The 14,516-nt window shown below is 60.3% G+C and carries 12 protein-coding genes and 2 pseudogenes; 4 read left to right on the forward strand and 10 right to left on the reverse strand.

Annotation, left to right across the window (positions count from 1 at the left end; translation table 11 throughout):
• Window positions 1-244: 244 nt before the first annotated feature.
• The 7 genes from ACNJYB_RS36905 to ACNJYB_RS36935 all read right to left on the reverse strand — a co-directional run bounded on the left by ACNJYB_RS36905 (window position 245) and on the right by ACNJYB_RS36935 (window position 7,517).
• Window positions 245-2,170 carry an adenylate/guanylate cyclase domain-containing protein gene (locus tag ACNJYB_RS36905; protein WP_439371533.1) on the reverse strand — a complete coding sequence of 642 codons (1,926 nt, stop codon included), beginning with the start codon at window positions 2,168-2,170 and terminating at the stop codon, window positions 245-247.
• Between the two features lie 401 nt (window positions 2,171-2,571).
• A complete protein-coding gene (locus ACNJYB_RS36910; RefSeq protein WP_439371534.1) occupies window positions 2,572-2,973 on the reverse strand; it encodes a hypothetical protein in 402 nt (133 codons plus the stop codon).
• A 151-nt stretch (window positions 2,974-3,124) separates the two neighbouring features.
• Window positions 3,125-3,319, reverse strand: a complete 195-nt coding sequence (locus tag ACNJYB_RS36915; RefSeq protein WP_439371535.1) for a hypothetical protein — start codon at window positions 3,317-3,319, stop codon at window positions 3,125-3,127.
• Between the two features lie 356 nt (window positions 3,320-3,675).
• Window positions 3,676-4,275: a C13 family peptidase gene (locus ACNJYB_RS36920; RefSeq protein WP_439371536.1), complete on the reverse strand. Its 600-nt coding sequence runs from the start codon at window positions 4,273-4,275 to the stop codon at window positions 3,676-3,678.
• Between the two features lie 1,560 nt (window positions 4,276-5,835).
• Complete coding sequence (locus ACNJYB_RS36925; protein ID WP_439371537.1) at window positions 5,836-6,024, reverse strand: hypothetical protein; 189 nt, start codon at window positions 6,022-6,024, stop codon at window positions 5,836-5,838.
• A gap of 412 nt (window positions 6,025-6,436) precedes the next feature.
• Entirely contained in the window at window positions 6,437-6,877 is a 441-nt protein-coding gene (locus ACNJYB_RS36930) for a hypothetical protein (protein ID WP_439371538.1), read from the reverse strand.
• 25 nt (window positions 6,878-6,902) lie between these two features.
• A complete protein-coding gene (locus tag ACNJYB_RS36935) occupies window positions 6,903-7,517 on the reverse strand; it encodes a LutC/YkgG family protein (protein WP_439371539.1) in 615 nt (204 codons plus the stop codon).
• Window positions 7,518-8,161: 644 nt separating this feature from the next.
• Here ACNJYB_RS36935 and ACNJYB_RS36940 point away from each other — a divergent pair.
• The 3 genes and pseudogenes from ACNJYB_RS36940 to ACNJYB_RS36950 all read left to right on the forward strand — a co-directional run bounded on the left by ACNJYB_RS36940 (window position 8,162) and on the right by ACNJYB_RS36950 (window position 9,972).
• Window positions 8,162-8,698 carry a hypothetical protein gene (locus ACNJYB_RS36940; RefSeq protein WP_439371540.1) on the forward strand — a complete coding sequence of 179 codons (537 nt, stop codon included), beginning with the start codon at window positions 8,162-8,164 and terminating at the stop codon, window positions 8,696-8,698.
• 15 nt (window positions 8,699-8,713) lie between these two features.
• Entirely contained in the window at window positions 8,714-8,986 is a 273-nt protein-coding gene (locus tag ACNJYB_RS36945; protein WP_439371541.1) for a hypothetical protein, read from the forward strand.
• A pseudogene (locus ACNJYB_RS36950) lies at window positions 8,949-9,972 on the forward strand (PQQ-dependent sugar dehydrogenase). Before ACNJYB_RS36945 ends, ACNJYB_RS36950 begins: the two are co-directional and overlap by 38 nt.
• 725 nt (window positions 9,973-10,697) lie before the next feature.
• On the opposite strand, the gene ACNJYB_RS36955 reads toward ACNJYB_RS36950, so the two are convergent.
• Complete coding sequence (locus tag ACNJYB_RS36955) at window positions 10,698-11,279, reverse strand: TetR/AcrR family transcriptional regulator (RefSeq protein WP_439371542.1); 582 nt, start codon at window positions 11,277-11,279, stop codon at window positions 10,698-10,700.
• Between the two features lie 47 nt (window positions 11,280-11,326).
• Window positions 11,327-12,793, reverse strand: coding sequence for an amidase family protein (locus tag ACNJYB_RS36960; RefSeq protein ID WP_439371543.1), 1,467 nt, complete (start codon window positions 12,791-12,793; stop codon window positions 11,327-11,329).
• A 329-nt stretch (window positions 12,794-13,122) separates the two neighbouring features.
• On the opposite strand from ACNJYB_RS36960, the pseudogene ACNJYB_RS36965 reads away from it, so the two are divergent.
• Window positions 13,123-13,865: pseudogene (locus ACNJYB_RS36965) on the forward strand (IS5 family transposase).
• 244 nt (window positions 13,866-14,109) lie between these two features.
• Here ACNJYB_RS36965 and ACNJYB_RS36970 read toward each other — a convergent pair.
• The gene (locus tag ACNJYB_RS36970; protein ID WP_439371544.1) at window positions 14,110-14,493 is read right to left on the reverse strand and encodes a response regulator; all 384 of its coding nucleotides are present in this window, start codon (window positions 14,491-14,493) and stop codon (window positions 14,110-14,112) included.
• Window positions 14,494-14,516 lie beyond the last annotated feature (23 nt).

Here is a 14,516-nt window from a genome sequence, read left to right on the forward strand (position 1 = left end):
CCGGAAAAACCGATGCCGACCCCGAAGACCAGACATTCGCCATGGCTCAGGACCGCTGTGGCCCCTGAGACTTACAGTCTGGCGGAATGTCCGGTTTGCGCCAACAGCTGCCCTTCCCGCGAGGTCGCAGCTTGACCGGTGGCGGAAGTCGGGCTCCGCTGCATCTGATCGTCTCCCATTCCGGCCGCTCAGTCCTCGTCCACTCCGGGTCCCCTACGCGGGCGTGCGACCTATTCCTCCACCATCAGTGCCGGTTCGAGCTGCTGCTTCCGGCCGGCAAGCCCGCAATCGCGAGGCAGCGTGCCCAATGCCGGCCGGTTTCCAGCTGCGCGTTGGGTATGCGTGCAAGATATCTCTCCACTGTCAACGTCGGCTCGAGCTGTAGCACCATGGCGAGTGTTTCGCGTGCCTCGTCCAATCGCCCCTGCGAGACCAGGGCGATGGTCAGGGCTCGCCACGTCGAGAGGTGCATGCGATTGAGCGCAAGCGATGACCGTGCAAGCCTTTCGGCACTTTCATATTGATGCGCGGAAAGCGCTGCCGTTGCGCTAAGGGACTCGAAATAGTAGCGCTGCGGATCGAGTGGAGAGAGCTCCATCGCGCGCCGCGTCGCTTCTGCTGCGGCTTGCCCGTCGCCCTTGAACGCGTTGACGGTGCCAAGATAAAGCCAACCGAGGGCATGGCTCGGGTTGGTTTCCACGGCCTGGTTGCAACGCTTCAACGCGGTGTCCAGGTCTTTCAACAAATGACAATAGACAAAACCTTCAGTCGCCAGCGCGAGTGCGTCCGACGGATCGCGGTCGAGAGCGGCGTGGGTGGTGCTCAAGGCTTCGGAAGCCTCACGCGTGCGGTCCTCGGACCAACCGCGCGTTACTCGCAGGATGTACCAATTGCCGAGCCAAGCGCGGGGGGCCGCGATTCGGGCGTGGCGATTGATCAGCTCGTCAAGGATCTTGCGTGTTTGTAGAAATTCGTCCTTGCTTGAGCGGTGCATCAACTTGATGCCACCAAGCAGGAGCGAATAGCTCTCGAGCGTCGGCAGGGGTTGGGTTAGGATATGTTCGACTTCAGCGTCGAACACGGCGAAGTGCACCGCCTGGGCGATGCGGTTAGCGAATTCGCTTTCGGGCATTAGCAGATCCCCGATGTCGCCGCTCAGCCGGTCGGTCCACAATACCTGGTTGTCGCGCGCCGAAGAGAGCTCAGCAGATACCATGAGCTTGCCTGCATCAGCGACATAGGCGCCACTAAGAACATAGGCAGCACCGAGATGAGCTGAGACCTGGCTGACATCGCTGGCGCGGCCGCGAAACACCGCGGTCGACAAACGCGAAATCACCTTCAGGTTAGCAGACTTTGACAGCCGCCAAATCACGCTATCGGCGATCAGGTTGCCGACATCAAAAAACCCAGGGGCGTCGGTCCTCGCGGAGAAGGGTACCACGGCGATACTGGGCTGCATGGCACTCCGATAGTCGCGGCGCGCGGTGATATTTGGATGCGGACCTGCCGGACCGACCCTAAATGCCCGAACCGGCTTGTCAAAGTGCTTGAGGATGCAATCGCCGAGGTCTTCGCAGGACGCATCAACCCCATGTGTCAGCTCGTCGCGCGCCGCGGCACTGCCGATGGTCTCGCCAGGTCTCGCGAGACTGGCCAGGGCAGTCGCAAGTTGTTCGTGCGCTGAGGCACTCGCAATCGTCTCTCCAGGGCCGGCCAATGTCGCCAGTCGGGCCGCAAGGTTCACACCCGTCCCGTAGATATCGATACCATCGCTCCACGCCATCGCGGCGTTAACGCCGGCGCGAAGGTGAAAATGCTGATTTTCCGCTAGGCCGGTGTTTTGCGCGGTAACTGCGCGGTGCATCTCGGCGGCGGCGTTGACTGCGTCCGGCACTGTCGCGAAACGCGCCAACAAACCGTCACCCAAGCTTTTCACAAGCGTGCCGTGATGCCGCGGCAATATTTCGGAGGTAGCCATTCGGACGAAGTCTGCCCAACGACGAACGGTGAAGGCCTCGCGCTCCCGCATCAGGCGCACCGATTCAACGAGGTCGACTAAGAGCACCACCGTTTGCTGCAGGACGAGGCCCGCGCCCGCGTCCCAGAGGTTGGATCGTTCGGGACGAGCGGCCCGCTCTTCTCCCTTATCTACCGCATCGTCGATCATGTTGATCCGGCATCGCGATAACGACTGAGGCATCCTAGTTGGTGTATGAGGGCAAGCCAAGGGTTTGGGGTGGAGGACAGGCGCCATCATCCTCTCCGAGTAGATGAAGGTAATTCAAACCGATTGTTCGAATTCTTGGATTTTATGCGAGGCGGCGAGGTCGCGGGGTCCGCCATTGCGCCGCGCTCACGGGCACAGCGGACCTCATAGCGCCTTGGCTACCGCGCGGTTGTTTCCCGGAGTGGCGCAAGGGCACGCTGCGGCGCCGACAATTCCTGCGCGATCGAAGCGTGAACGTCAGGCAGCCCTCATCCACCATGTAGCAAGCGAGACGCCGACCTTGGCTGGCGGGCATGCACTTCGTCCACAAAGTCATCCCGGAGCGTTGGTGGCTCGGGAGCTTACCAAGGACCATACGGATATCCGTAATATGCAGGCGCATAGCCGCCGTACCCGGGCACAGCATAGGCGCCGCAGTTGTAATACTCCCCGTAACCGGGCTCAGGGCAGCCACGATCATAATACCATGGCGCGTACCCGTCGTAGTATCCGTAGCCAGGTCCCCACGCATATGCAGACGAAGCGAGACCACCGATCACGGCTCCCGCGATCAGTCCGCCGGCCAGAGCGGGGCCAAATCCGCCACGCCAGCCGCCGCCGTGCCAACCACCTCGTGCGAATCCACCATGGAAACCGGTGCCATGAAAACCACCACCGCCGAACCCGCCGCGTGCAGAAGTCCCCGTCGACGCGAGGGCGATGGCTGCAATGGCCACGAACAAAATAAGAGCTTTTCTGATCATCGAAACCTCCCTGAGTTCAGGGGACACTTCAATGTAAGCGCCACGAACGAGCACTTCAATCTCAAGCCTGTGACGCGCGGATTCCCACGCGTCGGGCTCGTGAGCGCTTTGGGCCCAGCTGACAATCTCAACGAAGGATGGGAAAAAGCGATTAAGTCAGCCGCACTGCACTTTCCGGCTCAGCGAAAGCACTGCCCGTTTCAGCAGGTGCGGACTTTGTCGGACGCATCACACAGTTCAGACGCATCATCACTCCCGCGACGGAGCTCGAAGTCTGGAGGGCGAGCAGCTGCTGCTCTTCTTTCGTGATCAGCTTCGAGCTTCGTGGCGCCGCGCTGATCTTCATCGGCGTGGCCTGCGGCACGCGCGGCACGGACGTTCGGCCGGGCTTTTAATCGAACAGCTTCACCACTCCGGCCGACACGGCACGTTGAGGCTCGCGATCCTGCCCTTCACGGAACGGCCGTCTTGACCCGCTGTTCACCGATGTAGCGTCTGGACGCCCATGCTCGTAACCGTCGTGCTGCTGCGCGTGTTGCGGCTTCTTGGATCGCCGGAAGGCCTCACAATTGCTCCAAATGACCTGCTTCGGTTCTTATGGTGCGCTGACCGCACAGCCTCAGGAAGTGCTTGGACGCTGTGAAGGAAGTGCCTCCGTCCAATAGCCCTGAAGCGACAAACTCCAGGCTCCCGGCAGGCCGTTCAAGGGCGTGTAACCAGCAATGGCTGCACGTTTGCACCGCCTGCCATGACGGGATTCGACGGCTCGAAATGCTCCCGCAGTTCTCGCTTCCGGACAAGCGAGCGCGCTTCGAGAAACGCATCCTTCAGACTTACGGCTTGCCGAAGCGCGACGTTAAAAAACGCGTCGCCGAAATAGGTCCACTTGGCCTTATCCTGACAGCCGAACGACGGATGATTGGCATCGGCCGCGGTGATGACCAGCACATCGGGAGTGGCGACACGTGGGATAAAGACACCGGAATAGCAAGCCGAAATGACCACTACCTTGTGTCGCACGCCCGTCTTGGCGAGCATGTCAGCGAGACGAGACGGCGTAAGCGTTTGCGTGAGCCGCCCCGCCTTGATGGCAAGGCCGTCGGGAGAGCCATGCGAAGTGAGAATCAAAAAGAGAACATCTTTCTCAGCATCCAGAGGATTGGCTGCAGCCTGCAACGATCTGGCCAGGGCTTCGATAGTTGCACTGCCGCCGTTCTTCGAATTGTACTGCACGTCGATCGCGCTAGTCTCGAAACGGCCGGCTACGACCTGAGCTGCGCCAGCGGCCTCGGCCCTAAACACGCCTTGATCCCCGAAAAGTCCAAAGGAGACCACGCCAACCTTTCGAGCATGCTCACTAGCACGTACCGGCGCAACCAACAGTCCGACGGTCAAAACTAAGGCGGCGAGCAGCGCGCAGAGCCGCCTGATCCAAGACCCGGGGGGCATCCAAAAACCTCGTTTCGAGATCGCCGCAACGGAGTTTGCGGCGCCTGCTGAATTATACTCGCAACCATTGGCTAGTGGGTGCATTGTTCCGCCATCACCGGCTGAGGCTATGCCGTAGACCCCGGTGGCTGAGAGACCAAGCGCGCTCCCGCCTGCAAGGCAAAGGGAGCTGCCAATGCCAGACCACTCCCACATTTTTCGCGTCCATAGTCACGCCGCCGAAATCGCGGAGCAAAACGCGTTTATGCGCGACCTCGTCGGAAGGGCGATGGAGATCCTTTGGCTCTCCCGCCCCCGATACTTTCCCACGCCGTAAGACGCAGGAAACCTTCCCCGCAGAAGACCCGCTGGAGCGCCCTGATATTCAGAACCTCATCCACAGCGAGCTACAGCCGCCTAAAGAGTAAGGCTCCAAAAGGCCGAAGTTGCCGGGCCAGCTAAGGCTGGTCCTGGGTGCTGTCCTAATTAGGACACCGGCAAGGGCAGATTAGGACACCAACGAAAAACCCGGCGCGGGGGCCGGGCTGATCGCAAATAAGAAGTATAAGTCGCAATGGTGGGACCTAACCAAAGGTTAACGACTTCTGTCTGTTCACATTTTGACACTCGGACACTCTGCGGTTGATGGAATCCGCCCACTTAACCTCGGTCAAGGGCAGAAGGGTGGACGAGCAAAAGAAGCCTGAGACGGAGATTGCTGCTGTCAGCCCAGTCCAACCCGCCTGAAAACCAAGTGTGGAGCTGCTCACCCGCGCCGAAGGGCGGCCACGTTCTGTGTCACAACAGTGCCGAGCTGCGGTTCAGCTGGCGCGGCAAGCCCGACAGATGACCGTGGCCCATGATGCCGGACCGGCTGGCTAGGCAATTGGGCTTCTGTCTCGGTCAAACTCACCCCTCCCCAGAGATGATTTTGATAAGCACCAAAGTAACATTTTTGCTCTTAAGGGGACGGCCTACTCAGCGGCGTCTTGAACAGTGCGAATCATCTCCGCTCGCCGAGCCAGATCATCGTAGCTCTTCGCTACTCTCCGAAGGACCTCCTTGGTCGGTCGATGCTCGGCACTGTCTGCCTTCGCTCGGAACTCTTCCGCCCGATGGTGGAAGTACTGTGGTGTGAAGATGCGCTCGATGCCCATGACGCCAATCGCCGTTTGTCGTTCATGTCGATTAATGGACCTATAGTCCAAGTGTTCCTCCGCACACCCAGTTAGAAGGCATTATCTTGCGGCGTCGCTTCGGGGAACTCTCGCAGCTCCTGGAGATGATGGCTGCCAAGCCCACGGCGGCTGGCCCCCCGGCCCGCGCAAAGTGGGTCAGGCTTAGAGTCGGCCCCTCTGCCCACGAACCCGCGGCGAGACAAGCAGCTGTCTGCTATCTCGAGCGTCATCGGCGGGGTGTGGCTTCGCCGATCGTCTATCTTGATGGTGCGACCCTGCGCTCTTCGATGGCGACTTCCACCTTGGTGGCGAGCCTCAATAGGGTCGAGGAGAGATCAGCAAACAACTCCTTCTTCGAGTGGTCGGATGCGTGGCGTCTGCTGATAAGCGCGCACTCCTCCGCTTCGGTGAGGAGTTTTTCGAGGTGGGTTTGCATGTCGTGCATGGCTGTACCCCTGCGACACTAACGTGGTGGAACGCCAGCGTGTCGCGGAACTGACGTCCCTCATCTTCAATGGGCCGCCGGGTTGGTCGTTCCTAAAGCGAATAAGGGGCTCCGCCGCGTGGGAATTCAGATCCCCTTGCCCCTCTAGAGACTCGCATTTCGGCTCTCCGCGCATAGATGCCGATTATACGCAGCTCCTTCGAATTTTGCCTGCCTACGGCAGCTAAAGCGGTGCCAGACGGCCCGGAGTGGCTCCACGAAGTCAAGATGGACGGATACCGCGTCAGGATTGATCGTGACGGCGATCGGTCCGGCTGTTCTCGCGCAATGGCTACGACTGGACCGCCCGCTTTCCATGGATCATTTCGGCAATACCGACGAATCGAAACACGCTATAACGTGCAGAGCGGCGTCACCCGCCCTGGCGTGATCGATTGGCCTGACATTCGCGTTCGGTGAGCGGTGCGGTCAATACCAGCGACGTCGCTTTATCATCGAACCAATGACCAATTCGGCCGCTTATCCCCTTGGCGAGTTGACGAGCAACGTCCAAGCCTGCCCCCACGCCAGTCCCCTTCGACCCGTTGTCCGAAACCGCACAATGAAGGAGACCCGCCTCATGCGTCAGCTCGATGCTAATCCTGCCCTCTTTCCCCACGCACCGGGCAGCCGCATTTGCCACAAGCTCGTTGACAACCAGTTCCAATAACCAGCAACGATTTGATTGAAGCAGGAAGGGATCGCCTGACGTCCCTGAGTGTACCTTTATTGCGTCCAGTCCCAAGCGTTCGGCTTCGGCGCCGAAGCTGCGCAGGTATTCCGCTGCATCGATCAATCCAATGCTGTCTGTCATCTGCTCGCACTTCGATTTGCAATACTCACTGAACGGGGGTGTCCCCCGCGCCCCTCGCAATCGGAAATACGGTCAACGAGCGGACGCCCTGCACGCCATGAACCAGCATACCTTCGATATCGGCGGTCGCAGGCGGGCCGGTACGCCATGATGCGTGGTGCCCGGACCGGAACTCGGCGCGGTGAAAGGCGTGATGAAGGTTCACAAGGATGTCGACCGGATCGAGCAGGACGAGCAAATGCGGAGCAAGACAGGCGACCGCATTCACCCGAGGATCGTCTTCGCTCAGCAGCACCGATCCGGTCTCGGCGACAGCGAACGATGCGCGCACGATTGCGATATGAACGTCCGGCAGTTCTGCGGCCGAGTTGACCTGCTCAATGTCTTGGGTCCCTGTAATCTCTGGCACGAGTGAGCACACGGCCTTTGCTCCCGCGATCTTGTTGCGCACCGGTCGAAGCACATCCCCGGTGATGGGTGCTTCCAGGAAACTTCCTCCCATCCGTTCCAGACTCTGCTTGAAGACGGCAAGCAGCGCGCAGGACCAGACTTCATCGAATATTGGAACATCAGGAAGCGGCCGATCGAGCTTTGGCCGCTCGAGTCGGATCGTGGACAAGATCTCTTCGCGGCTGCTCATTCCTTCTCTCCGGTTCGCGTGATACACCTGTGGAAGATCGGCCTGGGCGCGTGCGGTACCTGCCGACGAATGGCATCGGTAAGGCCATTCAGGGTATGTCCAACTATCCCGTAGGTGCGCTTCACGCCGGCATTTGCCACCACTTCCGCAAATTGATCTGCGACGGTTCTCATGAGAAGCTTCCTGTCGGCTCGAATGAGCTGAGCGATGGCAGTCACTTGCATCGACGGTCGCGCAACCTGAGCTTTCGCCGTTGCGACCTGAAAATCCATCGCGCTGACGTACTGATTGCTAAGCGATCGCTTAGGTTCTGGTCGACCTCGATCGGCTTGAAGTGGGTCAATACCGTCTCGCGAACATCCAGGGCTCGAACATAGGCCCGTCATCGGCGAGTACGTTGTGCTCATTGCGAGTCTGCGGCGGGTTCGAGCGCGCCGTTGCATGTTCGGGACAGCGACGAGCACATTTGCCTGTATCGGCAGAACTTGCCACGAGCAGTGCCGAATCATTTATCGGAAGGCGAGGGGTTTCGCTCGAGCCGCCGGTCGCGTTCTGCGCGCCTACACGGCCGAGCAAAGATCGGAGAAGATGACTTCTATGTCTCCTAAAGATGAGCGCGATCCGGACGTCGCCCCTCCGGCGGGGTGCCGATCATCGACAATGCCGTCGCCTGCGCGGCACGAGCACTTGACCTGCCAATAAAAGAAACTATACCGTATAGTGTCTTTTATCAGGAGCGGTGGAATGCGTTGCCTAACCGTGCGATGGCACTGGATATCCTTGTCGAGCAGCCCGATCGCCGAACCGCAATGGGCGCGCCCCGATTATCGGTCTCGTCTGTTGCCCGGAGCTGTGACATGCCCGTGAAAAGTTTGATCGCAGCCACGATATCGCTGATGTTGACCGCCTCCGCGATCGCTCAAGCTTTGCCGCCACCCCCGCCCCCGCCTGAGATGCCACCGGACGGACCGATTCTGGAGATGGTCGCGGGCATGGTTATTCAAAAATACAAATCTTCAAGCTGCGAGGACCTGAAGGCGAAGAAGGGCGAGCCGCCAGCAGAGATCGTTGGAGCAGCAGTCGCATTCTTACGGGATCACCCTTCGGTGAAAGTCAAGTTCATCAACAAGGTTGCGGCGCCGGTCGCAAATAGGATGTTCGATTGCGGCATGATTCCCTGAACGGCTCTCGTCGCAATGCTCAAAGTAGCCGAACCTTCAACCAACGCGCTGCTGCGTCATGCCGAGACAGCCAGTATGTCTTTAGAGCGGCGCGAAATCGATCAATCGTCGACGAAGGAGAATGGTTTTCGCTGTCGCTCCGCAAGCCTATCACTTGTTGTCGTGTTCGAAGAAGCTCCACTGCTCAGCGGCCGCGAAGTTAAGATCGGTCATGGCGAACCTGCGGCGCGATCGTCATTAGGCGACGGCGTTGCGGGCAATCGCTACTTGCAGCGACCAAGGCGGTGATCCAATGCGGCAATACGGGTCAGATCCCCACCTGCCGGAGCCTCAGAACTATTTGTTGCCGCCCATGAGCGTTCCCAAGGAGATTGGCTGGAAACCAGGGGAGACACCAACTCTCGCCGGAGGACTGAAAATTCAGGCGATGGCAACAGGGCTGATGCATCCGCGCATCATCTATCCTCTGCCGAGCGGCGACATCCTCGTTGTCGAAGGCAACAGCCCCGGTACCACACCTTTCCGGCCCAAGGACTTTATCCAAGGTAAGGTCAAGGCGCGGGCCGGAGCCGCCGGCAAGGGCGGCAACCGCATCACCCTGCTCCGCGATGCGCACGGCGACGGAAAGCCTGAAGAGCAAACGGTTCTCGTCGAGCATCACCACTCACCCTATGGCGTCGCTTATGTAGACGACACGCTCTATGTGGCCAACACAGACGCGATCATGGCATTCAAGTAGACGCTCGGACAGACCAAGATCACGGAGCCAGGTTCGAAGCTTTCCGACCTTCCAGCCGGACCGATCGACCACCACTGGACAAAAGCGATGGCGGCCAGTCCCGATGGATCCAAGCTCTATGTCGGCGTTGGGTCCAACAGCAACATCACCGAATACGGTCTCGACGCCGAAGAGCGTCGGGCCGCGATCTACCAGGTCGACCGACAGACCGGTGCCAAGCGCATTTTTGCGTCGGGCACGCGCAATCCGACCAATCTGGCGGTCGATCCCGAGACGGGCCGGCTGTTCGCCGTTGTGAACGAAAGGGACGAGATCGGCCCGGATCTTGTCCCGGACTATCTCACCATGGTGCAGGAAGGCGCCTTCTATGGCTGGCCTTGCAGCTACTGGGGCCAGCATGTTGACGTCCGAGTCCATCCGCAGAGTACGGGGCCGACCCGTGGGCGTAGCGCTTGACCGGACCGGGGCGCTGCTGGTTGCTGACGATACCGGCAACGCGGTGTGGCGCGTCAGCGCGGACCATTCGGCCCGTTAGTCCAGAGGTTTGTCTCCGCGGTGTACCTGTCCGACTATGCCGGCGCGTACTCCTTGCGCGCTGGAAATCGGTGCACGCCGTCGTCCCACGACCGGCAAATGGGAGTGTGGCCGGAATGGACGATCGGGTCACGTGCCGACGCTCGCAAGGGCAGGAGCCTCATCCGGCGGGCATCGAAGGTTCGATTGCCTTCGCCGCCGAGCTCAAAGGAAATACGACATGCGTAAAACAAGTCTCTGATAGTCCTCATGGCGGCGGTGCCGGCCAGCGCCTCGGTTAGCGCCGCCATCGCGCAAGGCGCGGGCGGCGCCGCAGCTGGCGGCGGCGTCTCGCATGTTGAGCGCGGCGGACAAGGCGCATCGAGCCATCCCAGCATGCGCACGACGGCATCACGGAGCGGCAACGTCCCGCGGCGCTAAAGACGTGAACGCGCGCCTCGGTCCGTTCCCTTCCAGACGTGCGCGCGCGAGCGGCCCCCGCGAGACCCGTCCTTGCGCCGGAGCCGCATGTGTTTCCACAGAATGATGTGCCGGAAATTATCGATGCCGTCGGGGGGCGTCCACCCCATGATAAACCCGGCGGCGTGATGCGACTAAAGCAATGTCTGCTTTGCGCCTATAGCTACGACTTGGTTCGCAGCGCAATATGCCGCGATTGGCCAGAAGCGGACTTGGGTATTTGGGACACGCGGCATGCCGGCTTGAGCCCCTCCGCGGTTCCTGACCTTAAGGTGATGGAGCCCGCGCCAAATCCAACGCAGCTTCCACGCCACCTTCCATGATCTGCCGCGCTTTGGCAGCGTCAGGCACTACTCGCGCAAACTGCAAGGTGCCCACCATGAGGCCGAAGATGGCCGTCGCCCGCCGGTGCTTTTTGACGGAATCTCCGCCGGGAAGCAGTGCGGCCAGGGCCATGACGTAGCTATGCAGTGCTTTCTCGTAATCTCGCCTGGTGGACAGGGGTTGACGGGCGATTTCCGGAAGCAACGCCGCGGAGGGACACCCGTCCGCGGCGCCTGCAAGGTGGGCGCGGTTCAGATATCGGCGGATCGTGCCTTCGAGATCGATGCCCTTAAGCTGATCTTGCTCAAGGCAAAGCTGCTGCTCACCCAGCGCGCTGCCCAGCGCTTCGCGAACAAGCGCGTCCTTGGACTCGAAGTGCGGAGAGAAGGCTCCTTTGGTGAGGCCGGCTTCGCCCATAATCCCCGCAATTCCCGTGGCGGAAATGCCGTCCCGGCGCATGCACTTCGATGCCACGTCGACAATATGCCGTCGTGTCTCCGCCTTGTGACCCTTCTCGAAGCGCATTTTCTCGCAACTCCACCAATACCCGGCAGCCACTATGGATCATGGCGCTAGATCGCGATTGAACCGGTACCGAAAACGCCTTCGATCTTGCGTGCAAGGGCTAGAAGCGTCCGGTCGCTACCTAGCGAAGCATCAAGCTCCAGGCCAATTGGCAGTCCGGCGCGAGAAAGGGCGACGGGAAGACTGACACCCGGCAACCCCACGCTGCTCGCCGACACGGTGTGGTTTGCCAAGGCAAGATAGCTGACCTCCTGCCCCGCGATATGGACGGTCGCTTGCTCCTCGATTAAGGGCGCGGTGCACGGCGTCGTCGGCTGCAGAATGACGTCCGCTCCATGAGCAACGAACGCCCTGTCGAGACGGCGCTGGATTTCAGGCCGGCTCACGTTGAGCGCGGTCTGATAGGCTTCTGCCGAGATCGCACCTGCACCGCCCGGTAAGGCGATGTGTCCCCACGCCTGCCGAAGTTGAGGTTTGAGCCCGTCATAGATCGCCTCGAACGTGGTCGGAATGTCATGGCGGCGAAGGAATTCCGAAATCGCGCCCATCGTCTCGTGAGCGAAGATGTCCCATGTCGCGGTTTGGATCAGGGCGTTGAAATCGTCGCCAAGGTCGACCTCGACCACTTCGGCGCCAGCGTCCTCTAGCCGCCGGACCACCTCGCGGAACCGGGTCTCGACATCCGGGTCCACCAGCTCGAGGAACTGTCGGGGCGCGAAAGCCAGTCGGGCTCCCTTGAGATCGTAGCCGCCACTGGAGGACTGGACGGCCGCTTGTTCACCCGTCATGACCTGATCGAGCAAAATGCAGTCCTCGACGCTTCGCGCGAATGCGCCCGTCGTGTCGAGCGTATGGGAGATCGGAGCAACGCCATCGCGCGGCCAACGCCCGGTCGTTGGCTTGAATCCGACGACACCACAGAACGATGCGGGCACCCGGATCGACCCAACGGTGTCACCGCCCAGCGACGCCGGAACGAGGCCGGCGGCTACCGCTGCGGCGGAGCCGCTCGACGAGCCGCCCGAGACACGATCGCGTGCGTACGGATTCTTCACCTGTCCGAAACGTGCATTATGACCGGTCAAGCCGTAGGACATCTCGACAAGGTTATTCTTCCCGAATATCAGAGCGCCCGCGCGCTTGATGGCACGGACAGCGCCTGCATCCTCTTGCGGAACGAAATGGGCGAGGCTGTCGAGGCCCAGGCTCGTAGGAAGCCCCTTGGTCAAATAGCTGTCTTTCACCCCTAACGGCACGCCCAGCAGCGGAGCTGCCGATCCGGCCGCGCGTGCCTTGTCCGCATCCCTCGCGGCCGCCAGCACTGCGTCCTCGTCGATGGTGATAAAGGCATTGAGTTCTGCAAGCGCTCGCGAACGCTGCAGAAGTCCTGCGGTGTAGGCTTCTGAGGTGATTTCGCCATTGCGAATGGCTGATGCCCCCGACGCGACCCCGAGCGAGTCATCCGTAAGTTCTTGCGCTGCAAAGCGCCGCGAAGCGGCGGTAAGGTCGTTCATAGAGTCCTCGCGAAAAGCGTGTGCGGCAGTTCGCTGTTGCCGTAGATCAGGCTCAGCTTCAGTGCCATTATGATCATAATATGCAATTACGATCGTAATTCAATGATGGCGGCGGCCTTCTCTCGACACATGAGCGTGAAGTAGGTGGAAGGATGGAGCGACCAGTCAGAAGAAGACGTCAGTTGTGGGTCATTTTTCGACGCATTTGGCAGAGATGGAGGCTCGTTGATGTCCGCTCCTGTCCGTAAGCGCCGCACCAGGAGCGGGCCAGGAGCGTTGCGTTTGGCCGGGCTGCCGTGATTCAAACTCCCGAACTGGGGGCTCGAATCATGCGCTACGAACTCGCCGACCATGAATGGACCGCCATCAAGCCGCTACCGTTCCTCGGGTGAACGACAGACGGGTCCTGAATGGCATCTTCTGGGTCCTCCGATCCGGAGCACCCTGGCGTGATGTGCCGACGGCGTTTGGCCCATACACCACTTGCTACAACCGCTTCGTTAAGTGGCGGCGCGCCGGTGTTTGGAGCCGCATCATAGAAGCGCTTGCCACTGCCCATGATGCCGCCGTCCAGATGATCGACATCTCCATTGCCGGCGTGCATCAGCATGGAGCCTGCATCACAAGGAACCAGCGCCAATTGATGGGAAGGTCCCGCGACGGCTTGACGAGCAAAATCCATGCGGTGGTCGATGGCAATGGTCTGCCGGTACGGCTGGCGCTGAGCCCCGGTGAGGCCCATGACGTTCGACTTGCCGGGAAACTGCTGTCTCGTCTGAAATCCGGGTCAATGCTGCTTGCCGACCGTGGCCATGACGCGGACTGGATCAGGGAGCTTGCCATGAAGAAGGGCGCGTGGGCAAACATCCCGCCGAAAAGCAATCGCAGCGATCCGATCTGCTTCAGCTCCTATCTCTATCGTGCTCGCAACCAGGTCGAGCGGTTCTTCAACAGGATCAAGCAATGTCGTCGGGTGGCGACGCGCTACGATAGGCTCGCCGCCAACTACCTCGCATTCGTTCAACTCGCGTCAATCAGGCTATGGCTGCGCCTTAATGAGTCCGCGTCCTAGTTTGTCTTGGCAGCTAACCGCCTGTTTGAGGTCTCTCGCCTAAGCTGCGACGGTGTTCGTCGAGCACGTCGGCGACCATCTCCTGATCGTCAACTCGTCCTCGACGAGAAAGATGGAGCCGCCCCGCGAGCGCGCATCCTGGTCATGGGATCCGGTCTCAAAGCTCTGACAAGCCAGCAACAGTTTCGACGAATGGACTGTGGCAGTCGACCAGGCGAGGAGCGAAAACAGCCGTAAGCCAGCGTCAATCAATCGTATGCCGGGCGACGCTTGTGAGCTGGGCTCTAAGCCGTTCCAAAGTAATTGGCTTCTCGAGCACGCCTAGCGGCTTTATCGCCTTGGCGCGCGCCAATGTATGCGGGTCGGTGTTTGCCGTGGCGAACACTGATTCGATTCCGTATTGTGAACGAATGGCCAGGGCTGCCGTTATGCCGTCTGCGGCTCCGGCAAGCCGAATATCCATCAGAACGATGTCAGGTCGTGTTTCGCCCGCCATTCTGATCGCCTCGTCGGCTGTTGCCGCTGTCCCGACGACGGTGTGACCGAGAGATTTGGCCTGCTCCTCAAGATCAAGCGAAATGAAGAATTCGTCTTCGACGATCAGGATCTTGAGGTTGCCTTTGTCCATAGCGCTCACTTAGCTCAGAACAA

This window comes from Bradyrhizobium sp. SMVTL-02 (assembly GCF_051853005.1).
Classification (GTDB): Bacteria; Pseudomonadota; Alphaproteobacteria; order Rhizobiales; family Xanthobacteraceae; genus Bradyrhizobium.